The organism is Streptomyces sp. NBC_01241 (genome assembly GCF_041435435.1).
In the GTDB taxonomy this organism is placed as follows: Bacteria; Actinomycetota; Actinomycetes; order Streptomycetales; family Streptomycetaceae; genus Streptomyces.
In genome coordinates this window covers 8,241,720-8,268,287 of record NZ_CP108494.1, presented here as the reverse complement: position 1 = coordinate 8,268,287, position 26,568 = coordinate 8,241,720, and the positions used below count along the sequence as shown (strand labels likewise).

At 68.7% G+C, this 26,568-nt stretch carries 27 protein-coding genes; 20 read left to right on the top strand and 7 right to left on the bottom strand.

Going from position 1 to position 26,568, the window contains the following annotated elements; translation table 11 throughout:
- The first annotated feature begins 5 nt into the window (after positions 1-5).
- The 5 genes from pcaH to OG306_RS37435 all read left to right on the top strand — a co-directional run bounded on the left by pcaH (position 6) and on the right by OG306_RS37435 (position 5,339).
- Entirely contained in the window at positions 6-776 is a 771-nt protein-coding gene (gene pcaH, locus OG306_RS37455) for a protocatechuate 3,4-dioxygenase subunit beta (RefSeq protein ID WP_266750977.1), read from the top strand.
- The gene (gene pcaG / locus OG306_RS37450) at positions 776-1,378 is read left to right on the top strand and encodes a protocatechuate 3,4-dioxygenase subunit alpha (RefSeq protein WP_266750976.1); all 603 of its coding nucleotides are present in this window, start codon (positions 776-778) and stop codon (positions 1,376-1,378) included. The genes pcaH and pcaG overlap by 1 nt, the downstream gene beginning before the upstream one ends.
- Before the next feature lie 145 nt (positions 1,379-1,523).
- Positions 1,524-2,924 (top strand): 3-carboxy-cis,cis-muconate cycloisomerase, encoded by a 1,401-nt coding sequence (pcaB, locus tag OG306_RS37445; RefSeq protein ID WP_371666298.1) that lies wholly within the window; start codon positions 1,524-1,526, stop codon positions 2,922-2,924.
- Positions 2,925-2,979: 55 nt separating this feature from the next.
- Positions 2,980-4,164 carry a 3-oxoadipate enol-lactonase gene (gene pcaD / locus OG306_RS37440; RefSeq protein ID WP_371666130.1) on the top strand — a complete coding sequence of 395 codons (1,185 nt, stop codon included), beginning with the start codon at positions 2,980-2,982 and terminating at the stop codon, positions 4,162-4,164.
- Positions 4,165-4,166: 2 nt separating this feature from the next.
- On the top strand, positions 4,167-5,339 hold the full coding sequence (locus OG306_RS37435) for a 4-hydroxybenzoate 3-monooxygenase (protein WP_266904512.1): 1,173 nt from the start codon (positions 4,167-4,169) through the stop codon (positions 5,337-5,339).
- A 34-nt stretch (positions 5,340-5,373) separates the two neighbouring features.
- Here OG306_RS37435 and OG306_RS37430 read toward each other — a convergent pair whose 3' ends face one another.
- On the bottom strand, positions 5,374-6,057 hold the full coding sequence (locus OG306_RS37430) for an SGNH/GDSL hydrolase family protein (protein WP_266904514.1): 684 nt from the start codon (positions 6,055-6,057) through the stop codon (positions 5,374-5,376).
- A gap of 72 nt (positions 6,058-6,129) precedes the next feature.
- The gene (locus tag OG306_RS37425) at positions 6,130-7,485 is read right to left on the bottom strand and encodes an alpha-L-fucosidase (protein WP_266904516.1); all 1,356 of its coding nucleotides are present in this window, start codon (positions 7,483-7,485) and stop codon (positions 6,130-6,132) included.
- A gap of 337 nt (positions 7,486-7,822) precedes the next feature.
- On the opposite strand from OG306_RS37425, the gene OG306_RS37420 reads away from it, so the two are divergent.
- Together OG306_RS37420 and OG306_RS37415 are read left to right on the top strand one after the other, a co-directional pair.
- Positions 7,823-9,394, top strand: a complete 1,572-nt coding sequence (locus OG306_RS37420; RefSeq protein WP_266904518.1) for a N,N-dimethylformamidase beta subunit family domain-containing protein — start codon at positions 7,823-7,825, stop codon at positions 9,392-9,394.
- 178 nt (positions 9,395-9,572) lie between these two features.
- Positions 9,573-10,466: a sulfurtransferase gene (locus OG306_RS37415; protein WP_266904520.1), complete on the top strand. Its 894-nt coding sequence runs from the start codon at positions 9,573-9,575 to the stop codon at positions 10,464-10,466.
- 79 nt (positions 10,467-10,545) lie between these two features.
- Here OG306_RS37415 and OG306_RS37410 read toward each other — a convergent pair whose 3' ends face one another.
- Positions 10,546-11,154, bottom strand: coding sequence for a GOLPH3/VPS74 family protein (locus tag OG306_RS37410; protein WP_266750965.1), 609 nt, complete (start codon positions 11,152-11,154; stop codon positions 10,546-10,548).
- 765 nt (positions 11,155-11,919) lie between these two features.
- Here OG306_RS37410 and OG306_RS37405 point away from each other — a divergent pair.
- The 3 genes from OG306_RS37405 to OG306_RS37395 all read left to right on the top strand — a co-directional run bounded on the left by OG306_RS37405 (position 11,920) and on the right by OG306_RS37395 (position 16,496).
- A complete protein-coding gene (locus OG306_RS37405) occupies positions 11,920-13,095 on the top strand; it encodes a macrolide family glycosyltransferase (RefSeq protein ID WP_266750964.1) in 1,176 nt (391 codons plus the stop codon).
- Positions 13,096-13,804: 709 nt separating this feature from the next.
- A complete protein-coding gene (locus tag OG306_RS37400) occupies positions 13,805-14,470 on the top strand; it encodes a phosphotransferase (protein ID WP_266750962.1) in 666 nt (221 codons plus the stop codon).
- A gap of 58 nt (positions 14,471-14,528) precedes the next feature.
- Positions 14,529-16,496, top strand: a complete 1,968-nt coding sequence (locus OG306_RS37395) for an ABC transporter ATP-binding protein (protein ID WP_266752624.1) — start codon at positions 14,529-14,531, stop codon at positions 16,494-16,496.
- A 238-nt stretch (positions 16,497-16,734) separates the two neighbouring features.
- On the opposite strand, the gene OG306_RS37390 is transcribed toward OG306_RS37395, so the two are convergent.
- Both OG306_RS37390 and OG306_RS37385 read right to left on the bottom strand, forming a co-directional pair.
- The gene (locus OG306_RS37390; RefSeq protein WP_266750961.1) at positions 16,735-17,277 is read right to left on the bottom strand and encodes a hypothetical protein; all 543 of its coding nucleotides are present in this window, start codon (positions 17,275-17,277) and stop codon (positions 16,735-16,737) included.
- A 159-nt stretch (positions 17,278-17,436) separates the two neighbouring features.
- On the bottom strand, positions 17,437-17,592 hold the full coding sequence (locus OG306_RS37385) for a DUF6131 family protein (protein ID WP_266750959.1): 156 nt from the start codon (positions 17,590-17,592) through the stop codon (positions 17,437-17,439).
- 316 nt (positions 17,593-17,908) lie between these two features.
- Here OG306_RS37385 and OG306_RS37380 point away from each other — a divergent pair, with 316 nt between their 5' ends.
- From OG306_RS37380 to OG306_RS37340, 9 genes are all read left to right on the top strand, one after another.
- Positions 17,909-18,301 (top strand): gas vesicle protein, encoded by a 393-nt coding sequence (locus OG306_RS37380; RefSeq protein WP_266904522.1) that lies wholly within the window; start codon positions 17,909-17,911, stop codon positions 18,299-18,301.
- A gap of 90 nt (positions 18,302-18,391) precedes the next feature.
- Positions 18,392-18,853 (top strand): gas vesicle structural protein GvpA, encoded by a 462-nt coding sequence (locus OG306_RS37375; RefSeq protein WP_266904524.1) that lies wholly within the window; start codon positions 18,392-18,394, stop codon positions 18,851-18,853.
- Between the two features lie 3 nt (positions 18,854-18,856).
- Positions 18,857-19,570 carry a GvpL/GvpF family gas vesicle protein gene (locus OG306_RS37370; RefSeq protein WP_266904526.1) on the top strand — a complete coding sequence of 238 codons (714 nt, stop codon included), beginning with the start codon at positions 18,857-18,859 and terminating at the stop codon, positions 19,568-19,570.
- Positions 19,571-19,579: 9 nt separating this feature from the next.
- Entirely contained in the window at positions 19,580-19,831 is a 252-nt protein-coding gene (locus tag OG306_RS37365; RefSeq protein ID WP_266750952.1) for a gas vesicle protein GvpG, read from the top strand.
- Between the two features lie 81 nt (positions 19,832-19,912).
- Complete coding sequence (locus OG306_RS37360) at positions 19,913-20,359, top strand: gas vesicle protein (RefSeq protein ID WP_266750951.1); 447 nt, start codon at positions 19,913-19,915, stop codon at positions 20,357-20,359.
- The gene (locus OG306_RS37355) at positions 20,356-21,171 is read left to right on the top strand and encodes a GvpL/GvpF family gas vesicle protein (RefSeq protein WP_266750950.1); all 816 of its coding nucleotides are present in this window, start codon (positions 20,356-20,358) and stop codon (positions 21,169-21,171) included. The genes OG306_RS37360 and OG306_RS37355 overlap by 4 nt, the downstream gene beginning before the upstream one ends.
- Positions 21,168-21,422 carry a gas vesicle protein gene (locus OG306_RS37350; protein WP_266750948.1) on the top strand — a complete coding sequence of 85 codons (255 nt, stop codon included), beginning with the start codon at positions 21,168-21,170 and terminating at the stop codon, positions 21,420-21,422. Before OG306_RS37355 ends, OG306_RS37350 begins: the two co-directional genes overlap by 4 nt.
- Positions 21,412-21,819 carry a gas vesicle protein K gene (locus OG306_RS37345; protein WP_266750946.1) on the top strand — a complete coding sequence of 136 codons (408 nt, stop codon included), beginning with the start codon at positions 21,412-21,414 and terminating at the stop codon, positions 21,817-21,819. The genes OG306_RS37350 and OG306_RS37345 overlap by 11 nt, the downstream gene beginning before the upstream one ends.
- 16 nt (positions 21,820-21,835) lie before the next feature.
- Positions 21,836-22,009: a CsbD family protein gene (locus OG306_RS37340; RefSeq protein WP_266750944.1), complete on the top strand. Its 174-nt coding sequence runs from the start codon at positions 21,836-21,838 to the stop codon at positions 22,007-22,009.
- 302 nt (positions 22,010-22,311) lie between these two features.
- On the opposite strand, the gene OG306_RS37335 is transcribed toward OG306_RS37340, so the two are convergent.
- A complete protein-coding gene (locus tag OG306_RS37335; RefSeq protein WP_266904528.1) occupies positions 22,312-23,271 on the bottom strand; it encodes an SRPBCC family protein in 960 nt (319 codons plus the stop codon).
- Positions 23,272-23,277: 6 nt separating this feature from the next.
- Complete coding sequence (locus OG306_RS37330; protein WP_371666129.1) at positions 23,278-24,162, bottom strand: histone protein; 885 nt, start codon at positions 24,160-24,162, stop codon at positions 23,278-23,280.
- Positions 24,163-24,713: 551 nt separating this feature from the next.
- Here OG306_RS37330 and OG306_RS37325 point away from each other — a divergent pair.
- Positions 24,714-24,899: an iron-containing redox enzyme family protein gene (locus tag OG306_RS37325; RefSeq protein WP_371666128.1), complete on the top strand. Its 186-nt coding sequence runs from the start codon at positions 24,714-24,716 to the stop codon at positions 24,897-24,899.
- Positions 24,900-26,568 lie beyond the last annotated feature (1,669 nt).

Below are 26,568 nucleotides of genomic sequence, written 5' to 3'. Positions count from 1 at the left end.
CCCGCATGACCACCCCGCTCACCCAGGGCGACATCAGCGCCGAGATCCGCGAAGCGCGCGAGCAGTACGCCGGGCACCTCGCCACGGGCGGTCCCGTCCGCCCGCACCCGGACCGGGCCTACACCCCGTACCGCAGCAGTGTGCTGCGCCACCCGAAGCGGCCGCTGCTGCCCGCCGGCGACCCGGAGGCCGTCGAACTCACCGGTCCGGCCTTCGGTGTCACCGACATCACCGATCTGGACCACGACCTGACGCGTCAGCACCCGGGCGAGCCGCTCGGCGAGCGGATCACCGTCACCGGCCGGGTCCTGGACCGCTCCGGGCGGCCGGTGCGCGGCCAGCTGGTCGAGATCTGGCAGGCCAACGCGTCGGGCCGGTACGCCCATCAGCGCGACCAGCACCCCGCGCCCCTCGATCCCAACTTCACCGGTGTGGGGCGGTGCCTGACGGATGATCAGGGAGAGTACTCCTTCGTCACCGTCAGGCCGGGCGCCTACCCCTGGCGCAACCACACCAACGCCTGGCGTCCCGCGCACATCCACTTCTCGCTCTTCGGCTCCGCGTTCGCGCAACGCCTGATCACGCAGATGTACTTCCCCGGCGATCCGCTGTTCCCCTACGACCCGATCCTCCAGTCGGTCACCGACGACAGCGCCCGCAACCGTCTGGTCGCCACGTACGACCACGATCTGTCCGTCCCCGAGTGGTCGCTCGGCTACCGCTGGGACATCGTCCTCGACGGACCGTCCGCCACCTGGATCGAGGAGGGCCGCTGATGTCCCGTCCGACGCTTCCCGCACCCCACGCCGATCCGGCCCCCACCCCGTCCCAGACGGTGGGCCCCTTCTACGGCTACGCGCTGCCGTTCGTGAAGGGCGGCGACATCGCGCCGACCGGCCACCCGGACACGATCACCCTGCACGGTCACGTCCTCGACGGGGCCGGGCAGCCGGTGCCCGACGCGATCGTCGAGGTGTGGCAGCCCGCCCCGGACGGCTCGCGCACCGGGGCGCCCGGATCGCTGCGCCGCGACCCGGTGACCGGTGCGGTCATCGGCCGCGACGGACTGGTGTTCACCGGCTTCGGCCGGGTGAGCACGGACGCCGACGGCCACTTCACCGTGCGGACCCTGCCGCCGGGAGGGGTGCCGTACCTGTCTCTGGCCGTCTTCGCCCGCGGTCTGCTGCACCATCTGTACACCCGGGCCTATCTGCACGACGCGGACGGCCGCACGGCCGACGCCCTGCTCGCACAGTTGCCGCCCGAGCGCCGGGCCACGCTGGTCACCACGCCGGACGGGGCGGGCGTGCACCGCTTCGACATCCGTCTCCAGGGCGACGGGCAGCACGAGGAGACGGTCTTCCTTGACTTCGGCTGATTCCGCTGCTGCGGCCGGTCCCGCCACCTCGGCTGATTCCGCCAACACGACCGGCCCCGCCGGCACGGCCGGTTCCGCCACCTCGGCCGGTCCCGCCACCTCGGCCGGTCCCGCCACCTCGGCTGATTGCGCCGCGGACGTCGGTCTGCTCACCCCGGTCGGGGCGGGTTGCGCCGTGGCGGCGCTGACGGGCGACAGGGCCTACGTCCGGGCCATGCTGGACGCCGAGGTGGCCCTCATCCGCGCCCAGGTGTCGATCGGCCTCGCCCCGGAACCAGCCGCACGGGCCGTCGCGGCGGCGGCCGCGGCGCCCGGCCGGTTCGACCCCCGCGACCTGGCGCTGCGGGCCCGCTCGTGCGGCAACCCGGTCATTCCGTTGGTCGCCGAACTCACTGCGGCTGTAGGCGAGATGGACCCGGCGGCCGCGTCCCATGTGCACCGGGGCGCGACCAGTCAGGACATCCTCGACACGGCCACGATGCTGGTGGCGTCGAGGGCACTGGAGGCCGTGCTCGCGGATCTCGCCCGGGTCGCCGCGGCCCTCGGCCGGCTGGCCACCACGCACCGGGACACCCCGATGGCGGGCCGGACGCTGACCCAGCACGCGGTTCCGACGACCTTCGGCCTCAAGGCGGCGGGCTGGCGCGCGCTGGTCCTGGACGCCCACGACCGGCTCACCGCCGTCCGGTCCGCGCTCCCGTCCCAACTGGGCGGCGCCGCAGGTACCTTGGCCGCTTTCTCGGCGTTCGCCGAGGTTCCGGACGGTGCCGTCCCGGCGGAGCGGTCCCGGAGCGACGGCACACGGGACATCGGGGTGCGGCTGCTCGCGGCCTACACCGCCGAGACCGGGCTGGTGGAGCCCGTACTGCCATGGCACGTGCTGCGCACGCCGGTCGCCGAACTCGGCGGGGCCCTGGCCCTCACGGCCGGCGCCCTCGGCAAGCTCGCCGCCGATGTACTGGTGTTGTCGCGGACCGAGATCGGCGAGTTGTCCGAGGGCACCGGCGGCGGCTCCTCCGCCATGCCGCACAAGGCCAACCCGGCCCGTGCGACGCTGATCGCGGGCGCGGCGCGCCGGGTGCCGGCGCTGGCCGGCGTGCTGTACGGCTCGCTCGTCGCCGAGGACGAACGCCCGCCCGGCGCCTGGCACGCCGAGTGGCAGACGCTGCGCGACGCGCTGCGCACGGTCGGCGGAATGGCGGAGACCGCGGTATCGCTCGCGGAGGGGCTCCGGGTCCATCCGGACCGTATGCGCGGCAACCTCGACGCCACCCACGGACTGATCGTCACCGAACGTCTGGTTGCCGTCCTCGCGCCGCTGGCCGGACGGGCCGAGGCCCGTGCGGCGGTGACCCGCGCGGGCGAGCGGGCCGTCCTCGAACGGACCGGGCTGCTCGAAGCGCTGCGCGGCGAGCCGGACCTCGTGGGGCTGGTCCCCGAGGAACGGCTGCGCGCCCTCACCGATCCCACCGCCTACCCGGGTTCGGCCGGCGCGCTCGTCGACCGCGCGCTGAGCCACGGCGGCCGCGGGCGGCCCGTGCCGTGAGACCGGACACGCCCTCCCGCACCTCCGACCAGCACCAGCCCGTACAAGGAGCCTCATGACATCCCGCACCACCGCGGGCCTGCACCACCAGGTGGACGGCCCGCCCTCAGCACCGCCCCTCGTCCTCGGGCCCTCGCTCGGTACCTCGCTCTCCGTATGGGACCCGCAGGTCGCCGGGCTGACCCGCGGCCACCGGGTGGTCCGCTGGGACCTGCCCGGCCACGGCGGCACCGCGGCGGATCTGCTGCCTCCGGGCGGCGGCGTCCCCGAGCTGGGGCGCGAGGTCCTCAAGGTCGCCGACGCGCTCGGGATCGACCGGTTCGCGTACGCGGGCATCTCGCTCGGCGGCGCCGTCGGGACCTGGCTCGCCGTCCACCACCCGGAACGCGTTTCCTCGCTGGCGATCCTCTGTTCCTCGGCGCGCTTCGGCGAGCCGCAGGGCTGGCGGGACCGGGCCCGCACCGTCCGGACGTCCGGCATCGGACAGGTCGCCGACGGCTCGGCGGGCCGCTGGTTCACCCCCGCGTTCGCCGGTGAGCCGGCCGCCCGGACCCTCGTCGACACCATGCGCACGACCGACCCCGAGGCGTACGCCGCGCTGTGCGAAGCGCTCGCCGCGTACGACCTCCGGGCCGACCTGGGCCGGATCACGGCGCCCACCATGGTGGTCGCCGGGCGCGACGATCCGGCGACCCCGGTCGCGCACGCCCGCGAACTCGCGGACGGCATTGCCGGCGCCGGTCTGGTCGAGATCCCCGGCGCCGCCCACCTGGCCAACGTCGAGCGGCCCGACGCCGTACTGTCCGCACTGCTCGGGCACTTCGGCACGGCGGCCGAGGCCGGGTCGGACGACGGCACCCGCCACGCCGCCGGACTCTCCGTGCGCCGTACCGTGCTCGGCGACGCCCATGTGGACCGCGCGATCGCCCGTACCACCCCGTTCACCGCCGTGTTCCAGGACTTCATCACCCGCTACGCGTGGGGCGAGGTCTGGACCCGGCCCGGTCTCGACCACCGGACCCGTCGCTGTCTCACTCTCACCGCACTGATCGCGCTGGGGCATGAGGGCGAACTGGAAATGCATCTGCGCGCCGCGCTCGGCAGCGGCGACCTGACGCCCGAAGAGGTCCAGGAGGTGCTGCTGCAGTCCGCCGTGTACTGCGGGGTGCCGGCCGCCAACTCCGCTTTCGCGCTCGCGGACCGGATCATCGCCGAGAGCGCCGCCCCGAAGGAGAAGTAACCATGCACACCACTGTCGGAATCATCGGGGGCGGCCCGGCCGGGCTGCTGCTGTCCCGGCTCCTGCACCGGGCGGGCGTCGACTGCGTCGTCCTGGAGAGCCGTGACCGCGCGTACGTCGAACAGCGCCAGCGCGCCGGCATCCTGGAGCAGTCGACCGTCGACGCGCTGCGCGAGGCGGATGCCGCCGAACGGCTGGACGCCGAGGGGCTGGTCCACGACGGCGTGGAGCTGCGCTGGGAGGGCCGGGCACACCGCATCGACTTCCCGTCGCTCACCGGTGGCCGCCGCGTGTGGGTGTACGCGCAGACCGAGGTCGTCAAGGACCTCATCGCCCTGCAGACGGCCGCCGGTGCCGCACTGCACTTCGGTGCGCAGGTCCGGCTCGTCGAGGGCGCCGACACCGACCGCCCGACAATCCGCTACACCCACGAGGGCCAGGAGAAGACGCTGACGTGCGACTACGTCGTCGGCTGCGACGGCTTCCACGGGGTGACCCGGACCGCGGTCCCCGAGGGCGTGCGGCGCACGTACGAACGGGTCTATCCCTACTCCTGGTTCGGCATCCTGGCCGATGTCGCCCCGTCCTGCGACGAGTTGATCTACGCGCACTCGCCGCGCGGCTTCGCCCTGCACAGCATGCGCTCGCCCGAGGTGAGCCGGCTGTACCTCCAGGTCCCCAACGGCACGGACCCGGCCGACTGGTCCGACGAGCGGATCTGGGACGAGCTGGACGCCCGGTTCGCCCTGGACGGCTGGAAGCTGGAGCGGGGCCCGATCACCTCCAAGAGCGTTCTGCCGATGCGGAGTTCGGTCACCGAGCCGATGCGGTACGGCCGGGTGTTCCTCGCCGGGGACGCCGCGCACATCGTGCCTCCCACCGGGGCCAAGGGGCTGAATCTGGCCGCCGCCGACGTCATCGTCCTGGCCCGGGCGCTGATCCGGCGTCACACGACGGGCTCGACGGACCTGCTGGACGCCTACTCCGACACGTGCCTGCGCCGGGTGTGGCGTGCCGAGCACTTCTCGTACTTCATGACGACGACGCTGCACACCGATCCGGACCAGAGCGCGTTCGACACCCGGCTGCAGATCTCCCAGCTGGACCGCATCTCGGCGTCACCGCACGCGGCGGCGGAACTCGCCATGAACTACGCGGGGTTGCCGCTGCCGTAAACGGTCCTGGCCGCCGGTCGGGCCGGCGTCGCGATCACCTGGGCGGGTTCGGGGTGACGGCGTCGACCGCGGCAAGCCAGGCATCGGCGATCAGCCGGTGGCCGAGGGGGCTCGGATGGACCCCGTCCGGGGCCAGTTCGGCTGCCTCCCGCTCCTCGGCGGCACGGCGCAGGGCGAGGTCCGCACGTACCACGTGGGCTCCGTTGCCCTGTGCGGCGCGCAGGACGGCGTCGGTACGGGGCGACAGGTCCTCGTACCAGCCTCCCTGGTCCGGGGTGACCGGGAGCAGAAAGGGCGTGATGACGAACAGTCGGGCGGAGAGGGTCCGTGCGGTTTGCGCGAGAAGGCGGTCCAGGCATGCCTCGAACTCGTCCACCGGGCTGATGAGTCCCCCGTCGTAGCGCCGCCAGGTGTCGTTGATGCCGATCAGGACCGTGACCACGGTGGGCCGCTGGTCGATGACGTCGCTCATCCAGCGGGATTCGAGGTCGTACACACGATTGCCGGCGAGGCCCTTGTTGACGACCGCGGGGCCGGATCCGGTGCTCGTCCGGGCGCGCAGGGTCCGTGCGATCTCGCGGACGTAACCGCTGCCGAGCGACGCGGAGTCCGTGCGGTCGCGACCGGCGTCGGTGATGGAGTCGCCGATGAACAGGAGCGCGTCTGTTTCCTTGAGGTGCATGTCTGCCGCTCTGCGGTCGGGTCGGTGGGTGACCATCGCGGGCTCTTCCGTGCGGCGTTGCACGCCGGCTGTGCGAATGGGGTGGTGGACCGGAGCCAGGACCTGTTCTCAGTCCTCGGCCCGGACGTCCGGTGTGTCCAGGTACAGCTCGATGACGGGTACGGGGGTGTCGGGGCGCTGTACGGGGATCTGGAGCGTGAGCGTTCCGGCGGGCTGCCCGCCCATCTCGGTGTTGAGCGCGGGCCGGTCCGGGGCGATGTGGACCTGGGTGATCTCGGACGCGTCGTTGAGCAGCTGCGCGTAACGCACCCGGCCCGCGAGTCCCGGCAGGTGCAGATGGCGCAATGGCCAGGCGAACAGGTGGACGTAGAGGCGGTCGCCGCGCCGGGTGTACCGGCACTCGGCCGGGGCGGTGTACGGGGACGGGCCGCAACCCCGGACCGACCGCTCGTGCAGGTCCATCCACCGGCCGATTTCCCCGAGGACGGCGACGGCGCGCGGGTCGAGGTCACCGCGGCCGGTGGGGCCGACGTTGAGGAGGAGGTTGCCGCCCTTGGACACCCCGTCGACGAGCATGCGGATCAGCAGGTCGGCGCTCTTGTGGTCGAGGTTGTCGCGGTCGTAGCCCCAGCTTCCGTTGAGCGTCTGGCACGCCTCCCACAGCACGGGCCGCCCGTTCTCGGCCATGGGGCCGGAGGGCTGGTACTGCTCGGGGGTGACGAAGTCGCCGGGGAGACCGGTGCGGTCGTTGACGAGGACGTGCGGCTGGAGTTCGCGGATCGTCTCCAGGAGTTTCTGTGAGTCCCAGTCGTCCGGGCCCTTGCCGCCCCACCAGCTGCCGTCCGCGTAGGAGAAGTCGAAGAACAGGTAGTCGACGCGTCCGAAGGACGTCAGCAGTTCACGGACCTGGCCGTGCAGATAGCGCTGGTAGTCGCGGATGTCACGGTCGGCGGTCGCGGCCTTGAACTCCTCGTCGTCGCGCTGCGGATGGGTGCCGTCCACGGGAAAGGACGGGTGGTGCCAGTCGATGAGGGAGTAGTAGAGGCCGACCTTGAGACCTTCGGCTCGGCACGCCTCGACGAACGGGCCGACGAGGTCGCGGCCGTGCGGGGTGTTGGTGACCTTGTACTCGGTGAGGGCACTGTCCCACAGGCAGAAGCCGTCGTGGTGCTTGGCGGTGAGAACGACGTACCGCATGCCCGCCGCTCTGGCCGCTCGTGCCCATTGGGCCGGGTCGTAGCGGTCGGGGGCAAAGTGGTCGAAGTAGACCTGGTATTGCTCGTCGGTCAGTTTCTCGCGGTTCTTGACCCACTCGTGCCGTGCGGCGAGGGAGTACAGGCCCCAGTGGATGAACATGCCGAACCGGTCGGTGGTGAACCAGGTCGTGTCCGGGGCCACCGTGGGAGGTGTGGTCGTGGCGGGGACGGACGGGGGCGCCGCGGGGGTTTCGGGGCTCGGGGGCATGGGGCATCGCTCCTTGTGGTCGGCGTCCGCTCCCGCAGGCCCGGATGTACAGCTGGTGAGGACCAGTGCCGAAGCGAGAAGATCCGCACCGGTCCGCTGCGGTCTCCGCATGACACCTCCCGATTTCGCCGCAGCACGCCCGGCCTGGAAAGCGCTTGCAGTGGACGCTAACGGGGAGCTGAATCCGCGGTCAATCCCCCACACGTGCGCGACAGCCATCGGGACGGCCGCGCACGACACGGCCCGTCCCCGGTTCGGCTCGTCCCGGGTAGTCCCCGAGCGGGCAGCGGGTGACGATGGCCGGTGACAGGACCGAGGGACGGGTACGGCGGGCGACATGAAGCATGGTGAGGGGCAGGACTCCGGGAGTCCCGGCCGGCTGGACCGCAGGCTCTTCCTCGCCGCGGCAGCGGGCGGGGCGCTGTCCGGCGGCGCGGCGGTGACCGGCTGCCGCTCCTCCGCGACCGGGTCCGCCCCGCCCGGCACCGGCCGTCCCACCGGCCAGGGGGAGAGCGCCCGGCCGGGAGACGCCGATTGGCGAATCCGTTCGGTGGGACCGCCCGACGCCATCGAGGGCTACACCGACAAGGTGAGCGTGTTGCCGGGTGAGGAGTTCGGCCTGTACGTCTCCACCACCGCCCCGGCATTCCGGGTCTCGGCCTACCGCGTCGGCTGGTACGACGGGGCGCAGGCGCGACGGGTCTGGCGTTCGGACCGTGTCGCCGGGTCGGTTCAGGCCCGTCCCCGGCTGATCCAGGTCACCCGTACCGTACGGGCGGACTGGCGACGCACACTCCACGTCCGCACCGGCGGGTGGCCGGAGGGGGCGTATCTGCTGCGGCTGGACGCGGAGAACGGCCACCAGCGCTACGTTCCACTGATCGTCCGCTCGGCGAGCGCGGCGGGCAGGATCGTGCTGATGCACGCCGTAGCGACGTGGCAGGCGTACAACGCATGGGGCGGGTACAGCCTTTACCAGGGCGAGAACGGCGCGTACAGCACGCGGTCGCTCGCCGTCAGCTTCGACCGCCCTTATGACCACGACGGCGCCGAGAAGTTCATGGTCTACGAACGGGCGGCGGTGGTCCTGGCGGAGCGGCTGGGCATCCCGCTCGCCTACACCACGGGCATGGACATCCATCGGGACCCCGGCATTCTCCACAACGCCGCCGGAGCTCTCTCCCTGGGACACGACGAGTACTGGACACCGCGGCAACGGGCCTACGTCACCCGGGCGCGCGACGCGGGCACCAACGTGGCCTTCCTCGGCGCCAACGCCTGCTACCGCAGGATCAGGCTGGAACCGGACGCCACCGGCGCCGACCGCACCGTCGTCTGTTACAAGACGGATTACCGGAAGGACCCCTACCTCGCCGAACACCCGGACATGCCGACCAACGACTTCCGCCAACCGCCCGGCGCCTCCCCCGAATCCTCTCTGACCGGGGTCCTCTACGAGGGCTATCCCGTGGACGCCCCGTATGTCGTCGACCGGAGCGACCACTGGCTCTTCGAGGGGACGGGCGTGAAGCGAGGCGACTCCTTCGACCACCTGGTCGGAGTGGAGTACGACCGGCTCACTCCGGGCATGCCCACCCCGGCGCCGCTCGAAATCATCGCCCACTCCCCTCTCGTCTGCGCGGGCAGACCCAGTCATGCCGACTCCGCCTACTACACCGTGCCCAGCGGGGCGGGCGTCTTCGCCTCCGGGACGATGCGGTGGGTCGAGGCCCTGATGGCCGGCACCCGCGAGAACGGACGCAACCACGGCATGGACGCCCGTACGGGGGCCTTCGTCACCCGTTCCACGGAGAATCTGCTCCACGCGTTCGCGGCGGGACCGTGCGGCCGGAGCAAGCCGAAACCCACGGACAACGCGAGAGAGGTGTACGCGTCCGCACCACACTGACGCCATGGATGTCGCACCTGTCGGTGAACACCGTCTGCCAGGCGCGGTCGGGCCGGACGTCCCGGAGGCGGCGAACCGCTGTTGACACCGGCCGAGGGCCGCTGCGATCTTGTGATCGCCACACGGTTCGAGTCGGGTGGCCCTCATTTCCGGACCTTGACCTGGACCTGGAGCAGACGTGAGCGACGACGTGCCGGCGTACGCAACCCGGGAAGACCTTCCCGTAACGCTCCCGGGCCCTTTGGTCGGGGTCGGCTGGCTGGCGGCGCGGCTCGGCGCGCCGGGGCTGGTGGTCCTCGATGGCTCCGTGGGCACACACCGCGGCTCCGGGCAGCGGATTCCGGGAGCGCGGCCCTTCGACATCGACGGGGCGCTCTCCGACCACACGGGGCCGCTGCCCCACACGATGCCGGACGCCGACCTGTTCACCGACGAGCTGCGCGCCCTCGGCGTCCACGACTCCGACACCGTCGTCGTCTACGACCGCGTGGGCATCTACTCCAGCGCGCGTGCCTGGTGGATGCTGCGCGCGATGGGCTTCGACCGGGCAGCGGTGCTCGACGGTGGCCTGCCCGCCTGGACCGAGGCCGGGCAGCCGCTGGAGGACAACGTGTCCGCGACCGCCGTGGCACCTGGCGACTTCATCGCTCGGCCGCGCCCGGGGCTGGTCGTCGGCAGCGACGAGGTGGTCGCGGCTCTGGCCGACCCCGCGGCGGCCGTCGTCGACGCCCGCTCCGCGGAGCGGTTCGCCGGCGCTGTCGCCGAGCCGCGTCCGGGGCTGCGCGCCGGCCATATGCCGGGGGCGGTCAATCTGCCCTTCGGGGAGCTCCAGCGCGACGGCCGGATGCTCCCGGCGGACGAGTTGCGCGCCGCGTTCGGCGCGCTCGCGGGGGAACGGGAGCGGCTGTTCTTCAGCTGCGGATCGGGCGTCACCGCCTGCGTTCTGACGCTGGGGGCCGAGCTGGCGGGGTACCGCGAACTGGCCGTGTACGACGGGTCCTGGAGCGAATGGGGGCTGCCCTCGGAGCTGCCCGTCGTGACCGGAGCGGAGAGCGGCGGACCGCCGCGCTGACGGTGCCGGCCGGGGTCCTGCGGGCTTCGGCACCGTACCAGCGGTGTCCGCCCCGCTCCCCACACCCCTCTCGTCGCGGTCAGCCGCCGCGCCAGATGTTGTCGAAGGCCGCGTCGTCGATGGCTCGCCGCTGCCGTTGGAACTCCAGGTCCCTCAACGCGTCATCGACGGCGGCGAGCACCGTCGCCACCGCGTCGTCGGCCACGGCCGGGGAGTCACCGGTCGGCTTGTCGCGGATTCCGACGGCGGCGGCAAGGGCGGCGAGAACGGGTTCATCGGACGTCCATCGGTCGGCCGCCTCGCGGCGAGCGGGTGTGTCGACCAACACCGTCCGGCTGGAGCGGGAAGGCGTCCAGCGCGTGTGCCGTTGCCGAGCGAGTTGCCCTTCCGCCTCCAGGGCATCCAGGTAGGCCGTGGCCAGACCGCGCCCCCTGCGCCACAGCCAGTCGTCGAGCGACTCGTACGGCTCTTCCCGCACGAGCGACGACACGGCCTCGTCCAGAAGGCGATCCGTCATGGCAGGCGGGTGGCCCGGCACGATCTGATCGCCGTCCAGCCTGATGGCTTCCGCGCCCAGGAGGTCGATCAGTTCACCGCCCGCCAGCACCAGCGACAGAACGCCCCGCCCCACCGGACGACTGTTCGACATGTCCATGGCGGCGATCAGGAGGTCTCTCGGTGTGGTCATGAATGGCTCCACGCGTCATGGGCATCAGCGGAAGTGCGTCACCGAGCACGTGGCCCGGCGTGACACCGAGTGGCAGGGCCGGCTGTGCGTATCGGTGCTCGCCGCGCCAGCCGCACGGATCGGCGTTACCCAGCCGATGGGAGTGAAGCACGGTCTACCGATCCCTCACCCCAGCATAGGGAGTACGGACGGCTGTTGCATCCCGCGCCGATCGGACCTTCCCGCCCTTGGACGCACTCGCCCATTCGGTCCTGCCAGGAGTGCCGCCGGGCCATGGCGTGCGCACACTGAACGCGTCCCGGAAGCCGCCTCGGCGTTGCCGCGGGACTGCGACCGCCGGGCGCCCCGCGTCGCCGACGCTGCCGGGGGCGGTGCCCAAGGCCTCGTACGACGCGAGAAGGAGTTGGCCCACGATGGAGCCGGCGCCGCTCACCGCCACGGACCACCGCGGACACCAACAGATCGGTCCTGCTGGGGAAATGCCGCTAGATGCTGGGTCCGAAACGCCGACCGCCTCGCCGATGTCCTCGGTGCTGACGGAACTGCCCGGCCCGCAGTACTCGCAAAAATGCCGTGCCGAGAGCCCGGAAGCGGTTTAGAGTCCCGGACATGCACTTCCTTCAGTTCTACGGCTGACGCGGACGGGCAGGACCCCGTTCCTGCCCCGCATACCCGTGCGTCCCGACACCAGGGCTTCCTTCCGGTTCGGTGGCGCACCGGCTAGCCGTGTCCGTTTCGCCGCAGACCTGAAATGAGTGATCTTCCATGTCCCGTCGCCGTGCCCACATCGCGATGGTCGGTATCCCCGTCGTGAGCCACGTCCTTCCGAGCCTTGAGATCATCCGCGAACTGGTAGCCCGGGATCACCGGGTGACGTACGCCAATGACCCGGCAGTGGCCGACCTGATCACCGCCACCGGCGCGGAATTCGTCCCGTACGACTCCGTCCTGCCGTTCGCCGACAACAACTGGCCGGACGACCCCATCGCCGCGATGGACCTCTTCCTCGACGACGCCGTTCAAGCTCTCCCTCAGCTGCGCGCCGCGTACGACCACGACAGCGCGGACCTCTATCTGTACGACATCGGTGCGTACGCCGCGCGCGCCCTGGCCGAGGCACAGGACCGTCCCGTCATGCAGTTGTCACCGACGTTCGTCGCCTGGACGGGCTACGACCAGGACGTCACGGCGCACGTGTGGGAGTTGCCGGGCGCCGACGCGTACCGGGCGAAGTTCGCACAGTGGCTCACCGATTGCGGGGCGTCCACCACCGATGTGGACGCCTTCTCGGGCCGTCCCGCGCGCGCCCTGGCCCTGATCCCGCGAGCGATGCAGCCGTACGCGGATCAGGTCGACAACGACACGGTGACGTTCGTCGGTCCCTGTTTCGGCACACGGGCGGCCGATGGCGGCTGGACGCGTCCGGCCGATGCCGAGAACGTGCTGCTGATCTCGTTGGGCTCGGCGTTCACACGCCGGCCGGAGTTCTACCGCCAGTGCCTGGCGGCCTATGGGAACCTGCCCGGCTGGCATGTCGTGCTCCAGATCGGGAAGTACACCGACCCCGGTGAACTGGGCACCATCCCTGCCAACGTCGAAGTGCACTCGTGGTTGCCTCAGTTGGCGGTTCTGGAGCAGTCCGACGCGTTCGTCACCCATGCAGGCATGGGCGGCAGCAGTGAAGGACTGTTCACCGGTGTTCCCATGATCGCCGTCCCGCAGGCCGCCGACCAGTTCATCAACGCCGACAGGCTCGTCGAACTGGGGGTGGCCCGCCGCATCGACACCCCGGACGCCACCGCGGCGAACCTGCGGGCAGCGCTTGCCGAGCTGGTCACCGATGCGGAGACCACCCGGCGCTCGGCGCTGCTGCAGGCCGAAGCACGAGCCGAGGGCGGCACCCCGCGGGCTGCCGACCTGATCGAGGACATGCTGGACTGATCTCCAACTCGCCACGGAGCGTGGGGTGGTGAAGCAGCCTTGGGTGTTCTCCACCCCACGCCCGTTCCCCCTCGCTCCGGTCGCAGGCGTCCATTCAGACGTAGTCGAGCGCGCCTCTCCCGGCAGGACCTTCGCAGCGTCGTCGATGACGCCGCGCCCCTCGGTCCCGCCATCCCCACACACGTCGTCTCCAGGCTCAGCCGTCGTGCGCGGGAGTGCGACCGTGACCACGCCTCCAGCCATCCACGTAATCCCCCGATAGGAGTACCCACACCCACAGGAGTGATTCGAACGCACCATCACATCGCGCGAGGGGCATTCCGCCGGGATCACACGGGCGATGCGAAATCACGTTCTAGATTTCGCCCGCTCACACCCGTGACGGGGACGACGAACCCCACGTTGTCCGAGCACCTGTCCGCCTCATCGCATCGCGGGAGTCGTCGTGCATCACTCGCTCTTCTTCACCGTCCTTCATCCCGTGTTCGAAACCGATCTTCCGGCACCCGCGCCAGGAGTGCGTAACGTTGGCGGACGCCGCTCGGTGGCCGGGGTCTCATCACGCCGGGATCCGAGGTACCCGGCATGAGTGCGGCCACAGCGATGCCCGCTGACATCGCGCGCTGGGCCACGAAGGCGGTAGGCCCGATCTCCGAAGTGCGGGACGCCTCGCACGAGCGAGTGAACTCCCGGGTCCGCAAAGGTCCGCGTGCGCAACGGGGTCCGGTACTTCGTGAAGGTCGCACCCGGGCCGGAGTTCTGCACCAGGGAGACCTTCGCCTACCGGCACGTGGTGCCGGCGCTCGGGGCAGGCAAGGCAGCGGCGCTCGTGGACAGTTCGCCTCATCTTCTCGCCGTGATCCTGACCGCCACCAGGGGAACGCCCCTCGAAGGGCAGGATTTGTCGCCCCGCGTGCAACGCGAGGCACACCGCCAGGCAGGAGCGCTGCTGCGCCGCTTCCACGAAGCGATGACGATGACCGCCGAGTCCCGCGCACAGGCGCACGCGGTGGGCACCGATGTGGCTGTCGGCGTGGAGAAGAATCTGCACCGGGCAGGCGCCTGCGTCACGGCCGACGAGGCTCTGCTGCTGCGGCGGTTCACGTCGAGGCTGCCGGACATGACCGATGGACTCCAGATGGGGCTGCGTCATGGAGATTTCTGGGAGCACAATCCTCTGTGGGACGGGCAGCGATTGTCGCTGATCGACTTCGAGCGCAGTGGCCCGTCTGGACGGGAAAGCCGTACCACGCGGAGCCTGACAAACACGACGGTCTCTTCCGGGTACCGACGGAACAGCCCCCGAGGGACTCTCACCCGTACACCGTGGCCATCTTCCGCATGCTCGTCGAAGGCCCTTCGTACATGGCACTGAACTGGACGGACCCCACTCGAGGAGGCAGTACGTGAGGAAGTTCTTACACCGTGTCCGGATGGTCGAGCCGGTGGTCTCCGCAGCCGAACAGGAGCTGTTCGGCGGGCCGTTGCGCTACGACTTGGGTTTTGCCCAGCACGAGCATGCCCGACTGGATCTGACCATGCTCTCGGCGATCCGCGCCATGCCCCGGCTGGTCGGCAGTACGCTGCGCCGGGCATGGACGGCGGACCGGCCGGCGCTGCTGGTCGTCGGTGTGAGCGAGGTCGGGCAGGGCATCGCGGCGGCCGTGGGTCTGCTGGCGGTCAACTCCGTGATGCACGCGCTGCTCGGGGGCGGGGATGCCGTCGACCGGTTGCGTACTGCTCTGCCCGCGCTGGTGATCGGCGCGGTGGTCGCGGTGGTGAATGCCGGCCTCGCCGGTCTGTCCACGTCGCGGGCAGGCCGTCTGGAGCCGCTGGTGGAGCGGATCGCGACGACGGAGTACCTGGCTGCGGCCACGGTGGTCGAGTTGGAGGCGATCGAGGATCCGGAGTTCCGCCGCCTGATCGATGTGGCCCAGTTCGGGGCCGCCTCCGCCCGGCGCATGATCAGTGCGTGCGTGTCCGCACTCAACGGAACGATCTCCCTGATCGCCACGGCGGGCATCCTGACCGTCCTGGACCCGGTGCTGCTGCCGATGTTGCTGTTGATCGCGGCTCCTCGTGGCTGGGGAGCGATGCGGGTGGCGCAGGAACGGTACGTGTCGGTGATGACGTGGGTCGAGCACGTACGCGCCAGCCGTCTGATCGGAAACCTGCTGACCGAGCGCAGTGCGGCCCAGGAGGTGCGGATCCACGCGGTCGGTGCGTTCCTGTTGGAGAAGTACCGCGGCATGGCCGAGAGCGCCGAGGCCGAGCAGAAGCGGCTCGCGAACGGCAAGGCGCTGACCGAGCTGGTGGCAGCCGCGCTGTCCGGTCTGGCGATGGCCGGCACGTACGGGGTGATGCTCTGGCTGATCATGGCCGGTCACATGAGCCTGGCCGTGGCCGGTACCGCGGTGATCGCGGTGCGGTCGGGCTCGGCGAGTCTGGGTGCGCTGGTCATGAACGTCAACCAGCTGCACGAGGAGAGCCTCTACGTGCAGGACCACGACCGGTTCTTGGCGGAGGCCGCGCGACGACGCATCCCCGACGGCGGGCAGCACCTGCCGGAGCGGGTGGGCGAAGTCGTCCTCGACAAGGTCACCTACTCCTATCCGGACCGTGACGCTCCCGCGCTGGACGGAGTCTCGATAGCGTTTCCCATGGGTTCGGTGACCGCTGTCGTGGGTGAGAACGGCTCGGGCAAGAGCACCCTGATGAAGGTCCTCGCCGGGCTGCTGCTGCCACAGGACGGCACGGTGCACTGGGGCGACGACGAGCTGTCCGGCCTCGACCGCTCACAGGTGTTCGACCGCGTGGCGCTGCTCACCCAGGACTTCCAGCGCTGGCCGGTGACCGCCGCCCTGAACATCCGCATCGGCCGCCCCGACCGGCACGCCGAGCACGAGGAACTCCAGCCCTCCGTCGACTACGCCGGCGCAGCCCCGGTCATCGCGAAACTCCCCCACGGCCTGCGCAGCCTGCTGGCCCGCGTGTTCCGCGGGGCCTGCGAACTCTCCGGCGGCGAATGGCAGAAGATCGGCCTGGCCCGCGCCCATTGGCGCACGGCAACCGCTCCGGCGGACAGCGTGCTGATCGTCGACGAGCCCACCTCGGCCCTCGACCCCGAGGCCGAGATCGCCGCCTTCGACGCCGTCCGCCAACTCGCCGGCCCCCACCGGGCCGTCGTGCTGGTCACCCACCGCATGTCCGGCGTCCGCCACGCCGATACCATCTACGTACTCAACCGGGGCCGCCTCACCGAACACGGCAGCCACGACGAACTCATGGCCGCCCAGGGCCGCTACGCCGCCATGTTCGCCACACAGGCCGCCCAGTACGCAGCGGAACCCCGTGGCTCCGTACCGCGCCCCAGTACGCCGCCCGTCCCGGAACGCTCATGAGCCTGCCCGGTGAGAGGATCACCCTGTCGCTCAGGGGACTGCTCCCCCACAGCCTTGGCCGCCGCCCGACAGAACCACGCCGACCCCGGCATCGACTTCCGCCGGACGGATTTCGCCGCCGACGACCTGGACGGCCGCCCCGTGCCCGCGTGTACGCCGATCACCTGCCGCCTCGTCTTCCGCCGCATGCCCCGCCGAGTCCGTCCTGTAGGCGCCATCGCGCGCTCGCGCCCGCTACTCACCGCTGGTGACCATCGTGCAGAAGCTCGTCGAACAAGGCGCGGTAGTGGACCATCGCGCCCCGTAGTTCTTCCGTGGTGGCCTGATGACCGCCGCTGCGGACATTGACGTCGTGGGCGGCGCGGTAGTGGTCCAGGGTGCGGCTGTGTTCAACCGACAGGTCGCTTACCTGTTGTTCGAATCCCTTGGTCGGGTAGCCGCGCTCGCTCATGAGCGCGGTCACCAGCCGGTCGGCCTCGTGGACCGCCTCGTCCGGTTGGTCGACGAACCGCCCCTGCGCTCGGCTCCAGCCCTCGGCGTACTTGTCCCGCTCCATCGCCGACAGTGGCTTGATCTCCAGTGCATCGTGGCGTTGTTCGCGCTCACGCAGCTCGCGTTCGCCCGCCGTGCGGCTCTCCTTGTCCTCCACGGCCCGCTCGTACTCCGGGCCGAACCGCTCTTTGAGGTGACGTCGGCGTGCGACCGTCGAGGCCACCAGTGCGCACAGCAACAACACGATCACAATGGCGACGATGATCGCTATGAGGGTTCCGGTCGACATAACTCCTCGCTTGCATCGCTGAAAACGAAGAACGGGCAGAGCTGTTCGTACCTGTCTTCCCCGGATTCATCTTTCTCTGCCGCCTCCCCCATAGAGCCCAGCCCGCTGGTGAGCGACGCCGAAGGCATGGGAGGCTGACGGACGGATGGCCCTACCGCTCTACCAGTAGTGCCTTCGACCAGCGACTGCGTGCCCCAGCGATCCCAAGACCCACAGGACAGCCCCGAGCACCACCAGAACGATCCCGATCGTCCACAGTATGGAGATACTGGTCACGAACCCGACGACAAGCAAAATAATCCCGAGAATGATCACGATGTGCTCCGATCTCGCGTAAGCCTTCCCTTTTCACTGTGATCCCTGCACGCGGCGAGAGCAACCGTTCAGGAAATGGCCAGTTATACCTACTCGGGGTATAGCGCGCCCACCGGCTCGCAGCGATTCTCGCGCGGCCGTGGGCGTCAATGAGCCGGCAGGACCTTCGTCACGTGATCGCAAGACTGCACCCAGCATTGGACGGAGCCGTGCTCGGCAGACCGAGATGCGGCCGGCCCGGACCGTATATCATGTAATGGCGTCTTGTGAATATGGCGCGGGCAGCATGTCGTCTCCGAAATTCCGGAGAGGGAACATGGCCGTAGGCGAAGAGGACGAGACAGAGCGTGTCCGGCATCCGTCCAGCAAGAAGCCCGCCAAGGAGACCGCCAGGAAAACCAGCACTGGACGAGCCGGCAGCCCAACAAGCGAAAAGAAACAGACGTCCCGCCGGGTTTCGGCTCCGCGGGCCATACGTTACGCGGCAGAGCAGCTTCAGGAGTTGCTCGGACGAGCTCCGGAATCCGTCTCGGCGCTGAAGCCGACGGAAGACGGCTGGCAGGCGGACGTAGAAGTCCTGGAACTGGAACGTGTCCCCGGCACGACCAGCGTGATGGCCAGCTACCGGGTGATGCTGGACGAGGAGGGCGAACTGGTGGCGTACGAACGCATCCGGCGCTATACCCGAGGGCAGATCGACCGGGGCTGAGGCCCGGCATCGCACGCCCGCGGCACCGTTCGCCGGACGAACGAGAAGCCCGCGCGGGCAGCCGGGTGTGAGCCGCTGAAAGGAGGCACCATGACTGTGGTGCCGCAAGGCGGAGGAGCCATTTCCAGGGGCGGTGGAGGAGGGTCCGGGAACCTTTACGACATCCTCGAACTGATTCTGGACCGCGGTCTGGTCATCGATGTCTTTGTGCGTGTATCGCTGGTGGGTATCGAAATTCTCAAGATCGATGCCCGCATCGTCGTGGCGAGCGTGGACACCTATCTCCGCTTCGCGGAGGCCTGTAACCGCCTCGACCTGGAGGAGGGCCGCAAGGCGCCTTCCCAGTTGACCGACCTGGTCGGCGAGGTGACCGAGGGCGGAGCGCATGGGAAGGCCAAGGGAGCCCTGAGCGGGGCCGCCGAAGTGCTGACCGATGCCCTCAAGGGAGGCGACGACGAGGAGACCGAACAGTCCGGAAAGAGGCGCAAGGAGCCCGAGGAGAGGCGGGAGCGGCCGAGGCGTCGGCCTGCCGCCCGGCGCCGCGAGGAGTGAGTCATGGCCGTATACGTCTACTCCATCGTCCTGACCACCCATCCGCAGCGCCTGGACGGCCTCGACGGAGTGGGAGACCCGCCGACGACCCTCCGCACGGTGCACACCGGAAGGCTGTCCGCGGTCGTCAGCGACGCCCCCGAGGAGCTACGGCCCAAACGTCGGGATCTCGGCGCACACCAGGCTGTCCAGGAGCGGCTGATGGCCGACGGCACGGTTCTGCCGCTGCAGTTCGGCTTCACCACCACGGACGACGATGCCGTACGAGCGGTTCTGGAGGACCGGGCGGATGAGTTCGGCGAACGGTTGCGGGCGTTGGAGGGCTGCGTCGAATACCACCTGAAGGCCGCCCAGGACGAGAACGCGCTGCTGCGCCAGATCCTTCAGGAGTCCGACGAGGCCCGCGAGCTCAACGAGGCGATCAGAAGTGGCAACAGCAACCCGGAACTGCCGCTCGCCCTCGGGGAACTGGTCGCGCAGGAAGTGCAGGCGCGGCAGGATCAACTCGCGGCCGGAGTCCTCGATACGCTGCGCGGATTCGCGCGAGAGGAACGCTCGTCGCAGGCGACCGGGAACGACTTCCTGAATGTGTCCTTCCTTGTGGACCGGGACAACGAGAAGAGCTTCCTCAGCGAGGAGCAAGGTCTCGCCAAGGAACTGGGCGAGGACTTCGACCTGCGGCTGCTCGGTCCGCTGCCCGCCTACAGCTTCATCTAGGGAGCCCTCATGGGACTGCTGACTCAACTCGCGACCCTTCCGCTGGCGCCGGTGCGCGGCGTGGCCTGGGTCATGGAGCGCGTCGTCGAGGCCGCGGAGAACGAGTACTACGACCCAGCACCCGTCGAACGGGAACTCGCCGAACTCGAACGACAACTCCTTGCGGGAGACATCGACGAGGAAACATTCGACCGGCGCGAGGACGCACTGCTGGACCGGCTGGACGAGATCAGGGCTCATGTCCAGGGCACCGGTGCCTGATCGCAGCAGCCTCGGAACGGGAGCATTGCCACGCGCTCCCGTTGAAGAGCCGGGATACCAGGGAATCGAGGTGCAGCGGTCGTGACCGAACCCGTCGCCAGGAGGCTGGGCGACCTCCCGTCCAGGTCCGCTCCGTACGGCCAGGGCTCCTCGGCCAATCTCGCCGACATCTTGGAGCGGGTCCTGGACAAAGGCATCGTCATCGCAGGCGATATCCAGATCAACCTCCTGGACATCGAGTTGCTCACGATCAAGCTGCGCCTTCTGGTCGCCTCGGTGGACAAGGCGAAGGAAATGGGCATCGACTGGTGGGAGCACGACCCCGCGCTTTCCTCCCGCGCCAACGACGGCTACCGGTCACTCGCCGAGGAGAACAAGCGGCTTCAAGCCGAGATCGCGGCGCTGCGCGAGGACCGTGAGCTGCCAGCGGCCGAGGACGAGGAGAGTCGTCCTTCGGCTCGCCGCCGCACCTCACGCACCGAACGGGCAGGTTCCGGCCCCCGCAGCGAGAAGCGGGACAAGCCATGACCGAGGCCATCATCTATGCGTACGCCGTCGCACGGGACGCCGACGGATCGCTGGAGGAAACTCTCGCCGGACTCCCTGGAGTAGCGGATACGCCGGTGCACCTGGTGCGTGCGGGACAAGGCGACGATGTGGTGATCGCCGTGAGCCCGGTACCCGAGCGGGACTTCCAGGAAGCCGCGCTGCGAGCCCATCTCGAGGACTTGGACTGGCTGGAGTCGGTGGCCCGCGCCCATCACCGTGTGATTGAGGCGCTGGCCGCCCGCACCACCGTCCTGCCGCTTCGTCTGGCGACGGTATACCTGGACGACGAGCGGGTACGGCTCATGCTCAGCGCCCGCCACGAGGCGTTCGACCGCCGACTGACCGACCTGGCAGCGCAGGTGGAGTGGGGCGTCAAGATCTATGCCGAAGCGGCCGAGGCGACCGAGAATCCGGCCGACGGACCCACGGATACGGGCCTGAGCCCGGGGCGGGCGTACCTCAGTCGGCGCAGAGCACAGCGACACGCCCGCGATGACGCCTACCGGAACGCCGAACGGGCAGCTGAGCGGGTCGAGGCCGCCGCCCGCGCTCTTGCGGTCGATCGCGTCCAGCACCGGCCGCAGCAAGGCGAACTCGCCCGCAGGCCCGGAGAGAACGTCGTCAACGACGCCTACCTTGTGCCGCTGCACCATGCCGAAGGATTCCGCGCCGACGTGATGAGGGCCGCAGAAGGGCTTCCCGGGGTACGCGTCGAAGTCACCGGGCCGTGGGCCCCGTACTCCTTCGCCACCCCCGCCGAGGCCGAACCACTGAAGAGGGCCGCGCCATGAGGGCGGCGGGCAGCCTGCCGGCGACGGCCACGCCGGAGGAGCCCCTGCCGGACCGGCAGATCGCACTGATCGACCTGCTGGACCGGTTGCTCAGCGGAGGCGTGGTCCTCACCGGTGACATCGTGCTTTCCATAGCCGATATCGACCTCGTGCGCATATCGTTGCGCGCGCTGATCGTCTCCATCAGCGAGCAGAATCCCTCCCCGTGGAATGCCGTCTCAGCACCCGTCGGAGACGACCATGACAGGTGAGGACCGTCCACCAGGCAACCGCCTCGACGAGGTCGCCGACGCCGCCGCCCGTGCCTTCCGCATGCTGCCCGCGGTGCCACAGGACGTCCCGCCCCGGGGCGGGACGGAGGCGCGAAGGCCGGCCCACCGAGTCACCACGGACCCGGACACCGTGGAACGGGACCTGATCAAGCTCGTCCTCACCATCGTCGAGCTGCTGCGACAGCTCATGGAACGCCAAGCCCTTCAGCGGGTCGACGCAGGAGATCTCAGCGAGGAACAGGAGGAGCGCCTGGGAGCCACTCTGATGATTCTGCACAGTCGTATGATTGAGCTCTGCGCCCGGTACGACCTTTCCATGGAAGATCTCAATTTGGATCTCGGACCGCTCGGAACTCTACTGCCACCACCCGAATGATCCCAGGGAGCACGACATGGGCATCGGAAAGAAGACCAAGAACATCGGAAAAATAACAGAAGGGAAAACCAAGGAAACGGTCGGGAAGGCCGTGGGCAATGAAAGCCTGGAGGGAAAGGGAAGGGCCCAGAAGACGAAGGGAAAGGTGAAGCAGGTATTTGAGAAGGGCAAGGACGTCTTCAAGCACTGAAGGATGGACATGCCGAGGCATTGACAGCCACGACGGCGACCCGCCGCACTCGGGGCGACGGCGGGCCCGCGTCCGGTCCATTCGGTGCCGGTCCGGTTCGCCCGCGCTCGGTAACACATCACCGCGTCGGGATCAGCTACAGCGCCCCTTGCAGCCGGCCGGTGAGTGACGACACGGACGCCTCACAAGCTCGTCGACGAAGAATCGGCATCTTCCCGTTCCGCAGGGACCGACGGGCTGCTGCACCGCTCCACCAGGACATGAATACGACTGTCTGCCAAGGAACGTGACGGGGCCTCAACTCACCTGCTGTCTTCTTCATCTTCATCGTCCTGCTCTTCGTCGCTCTCCTCCCAGTCATCCTCGTCCTCGTTCTCCTCGTCGATGTCGCCCTCTGCCTCGTCCTCCGCGTCGTAGTCCTCGGCGTCCTCTCGGTCGTAGTCCGCGGCTTCTTCTTCCTCAAGAGCCTCTTCGTGGGTCTGTACGACCTCACCGTCGCGAATTTCACCTCGCCAGCCCTCGGGCTCTTCGTCGGTGAACGTGACATGACGCTGGAAGTGTTTGAGGTCCAGCCGAAGTCGCCGCCCCTGAGCACGCCACAGATTTCCGGTCTTCTCAAAGAATCCCGAAGCGTAGTATTCGACGACCAGAACAATGCGAGTCAGTCCGGGCGCCAGTTCATGAAAGCTGACTGCACCACGCGTCGACCCCTTGGCCCCCTCGGACGTCCAGACAATGCGCTCATCCGGTACCTGCTCCTGAACGGTCGCTTTCCAACCCCGGGTCGAAGGACCGACCTTGGCCTTCCAGTTACTGGACGTCTCATCGGTCCGAGAAACATCCCGTACACCCTTGGTGAAGCTGCTGAATTTCTCGTACTGCGTCCAGTGGTCGTAGGCCGTACGCAATGGCACACCGACATCGATGACCTCGATGATGTTGGTGACCTTCTTGTCTCCTGACTTGCGCCCCTTTCCCCCGCCGAACATATCCTTGGCCTTCCCCACGAGCTTGTCCTTGACGTTCTCCGCTGTCCCGGAGAGCACGGCCTTGAGGGGGGAGTCGCCTCCGAGGAGGTTGGCTCCGACCTTGGAGAGTGATCCGCCGTTCTCAGCGACGCCGGTGAGCTGGTCCGTCGCGTCGATCAGCTTGTCGCCGGCCTTTTCGGCCAGATCCCCTACCCGAGCCTTCAGATAGTCCCCGAGTTCTTCACGCAGTCGATCGATTCCCGAGTTCGCATTGCCCTGTTCCGTTCTTGACATGACCTGTTACCTCCGGCGCTCGACGCGCGCTGATGCCTTCTTCGTACTTTTCTTGACAGCCTTCTTGGCAGCAGGAGCAGTCTTCTTCTTCCCTGCGGCAGCCTTCTTTGCAGGCGCCTTCTTCACAGGCGTCTTCTTCGCGATGGCTTTCTTGACAGGTTCCGACTTCTTGGCTGCTGGTTTCTTGGCGGGCTCTGTTTTCTTCGCAGCGGCCCTACTGGAAGCCGCCTCTTTCTTGGTGGCCTTCTTGGCTGCCGGTTTTTGCCCGTCTCTCTTCGCGGGGGCTCCCCGCTTTTCCGCTTCACGTCGGCCGGCGGTCGACGTGGCCGACTCACGCCTCCTTGGCGCAGGCTCCTCAGCAGCTCGGGAAGTGCGATGGCGGGGCCGCTCTTCGGGCTCCTCCCTCTCCGGCTCCCCTTCCTCACCTTCTTCGTCCTCGGTTTCCTCCTCACCTTCCTCGTACTCCTCTTCGGGCTCCTCCTCGTACTCCTCTTCCGGCCTCTCTCCCCCGTCTCGTGCGTACTCGTCCTCGCGCTCCTCCTCTTCCTCTTCTTCCTCCTCTTCCGGTTCTTCCCCACCACTCTCGAGCTGGAGTGTTCTTTCATGGAGCGAATCGGCGAGCGTCGTCAGTCGACGGTTGAAAGCGGCGGTGACGGCATCCCGGCCGGCATCCATGGCCTCTCCACGCAGTTGCTCACCCAGTTCCGCAACCTGGGGGATCTCCCCGAGCTTGCGCATCCCTTGGGTCACGAGCTGTCGCGGTTCGAGTCCGAATTGGCGTCCAGCGATATACGACGCCGCCGTGAGAGCGAACCGGCCTTTCTTCGTGCGGCCCAACACATAGCCGCCGGCCAACGCGGCGGCAAGCAAAATCCTGTTTCCGCTATTCATGGGGTAGTCACCTTTTCATGGGTATACAGCCGATCGGTACCTGCTGAGGAGGCCGCCACTCACCGGCATAGCTCTGCCATGTCTCCAGAGTGATCGGCGTCCAGGTTTACGCATCCCGAGCGGGGCAACAGGCCCCTTGGGACACGGCGCAAAAGATCCTGACCGGCTGCGTGACCGACTGCCCGGGCGGCGCCCGGCACGTGCCGTTGAGTCACGGAGGTTTGGTGTCCGCGCAGCCCGCCATTTGGGTCACGGCCGAAACGGAGCCCTCCGGATCCGAAGCTCTGAAGGAGTTCTCCCCTTCGCCGCTCGATACGGAATCGTCGTTGCGGGCGATCTCGATTTCTTGGATCTTTTCGCCGATAATGCCGTATACGTAGCGTTCGGCCGGGATCTCGGCCCCTGGCGTCCTCCGGTCGGGGCCAGAGGATGCCTGGGCCTGTGCGGATATCTGTCGCGACCGTCGGCACTCCTGTCGTGCGGTGCCCCCGGAGCAACCGGAGGGGGCGGCGAGAGGAAGCACCATGAAGCTTCCGTAAGCCCGAGGCGGGGTGTCCTCCGCCCTGCTTCTACCGCTCCTGACGGGCCGGGCCACAGCAGGAACGGCCGCTGCGGAGTACGACGAATTCGGTGCGGGACGGACGGAACAGATCCACGCGCAGTTGTTCGCCGATCTGATGGCGGACCGATACCTCGACACCTCGTACGGGCGCTACCTCGACGCCGGTTCTCGGTAAATGCTCGCGACGGTCAACCCCATGTCGCTGGGACAGGCCCGAAAGGAACGAACCGCGGGACCTTGGTACAGAGCGTGTCGATCACTGCCCGGCCGTCGTCGCCCGCCTCCCAGGCGCGAGCCGAACCGCAACGCGGCAGGCGGGCGTTCGCGGACGGTGTGTACGGCGGGTTCGCCGGCACCGGACCGCACCTCATACCCGTCACAGGCTCCGCCAGGTCGCCTCGACCGACCCGGATGACCCACGCGTGCGCGCGATGGAGGCGGTCATCAGCGACGTTTCAGCGAGCAACGAACCCTGACCGGCGGTGCCGCTGCACGCGTCCGACGAGGCCATGCTCCGACGGCCGCGCAATCTTGAAAGAATGCCCGGAAACGGGCGGTGCACGGCCCACTCGGCTACCCGTATCCATCTTGCGCCGATCACCCTGATGAGGCTGCAATCAGTGGGGCACGCTCACAAGCAACTGATGAAAGAAGGGCTGCAGAGCGCCCGGTCAGTCGGGCGGCTCGGGGACGGGGCGGGATCCGGGCTCCGGCGCCGGGGGCTGTTCCGGTCCCGGGTGGGGTTCAGGTTTGCCGGGGCCCGGTTCGGGTGGTGGCTGCGGGTCATGCGGAACCGGATCCGGTCGACTGGGTACGGGGCCGGGACCTTCAGGGGACGGTTCTGTAGTCATCGCTCTCGTCCTTGCGTTGTGCGTCAGTCGCTGAACTCCTCGGTGGACGCCGGGCAGAGAAGGCGGAAAGGTCTTCAGGTCGCGGGCCGGCGGCTTGTGATCAAGGGTAATCGGAGCGGAACGCTACAGACAATTGGTCTTTCGCGGTGAATGCGAGCCCGCAAAAAAATGCTTGCAGTCACGGCCGCGTTGCTCACCGGATGCAGTCTCCATGGCGACTCTGCCGGGCCCGTCCCTCCACCAACATAGCCACGAAACTCCCCGAGGACACCAATCAGGCCAAGTCCTCCAAGCAGGCACGAGAGTTCCGGTCGCGGTAAATAAGCACGGCACCGAAAGCCAGCAGAAGGCTGCCGCACGAGTCCAGAAGATCAACGGTGATTGGGACACCGAATCCGGAAATTCCTCCCTCTCCACCGACATGAACGACGGCCCAACCCTCCGTCGAGGACCCCGTGTCCACGGCAAAAACCATTGTGGAGACCTTCTCCGCCATCTACTCGCAGCAGATTCGCGTCATCGTCTACGACGTCTTCGGCGAGGAACTCATCGGCCACGTATTGGCCTGATCCCCCGACAGGCCGACCCTGCGTTCCCACTCGACTGATGACAGCAGGACTTCGTCGCGATGTCCCAGCTTCGGTAAGTGGCCGCAGAGTTCCGCAGCAGATCCAGTTGGGCTGGTGCGTGCGCCACCACCCTCACCCAGGTGGCCGCTCTTGATCGGGTCCGCATCGAACTTCTCCCGCCGCAGAACCCCCGAGCATCCTGTCGACCCTGGCGGTCATAGTTTCCTGGAATCTCAACACGGCGGCCCAGCCGTGCTCGTTGGCGAACCGATCAGACGATCCGGGCGCCTTGGCCGCCGGCCGGCCACCGTTGCGCCCTGACGCCTCGAACCCGCGAACTCCCGTTCCAGGACCATGATGTCCCACTCGGGTCACGCCTTCTTGAGGGGGTAGGCGCTCCATAGTCCGGTGCGGCCTGCTCCGA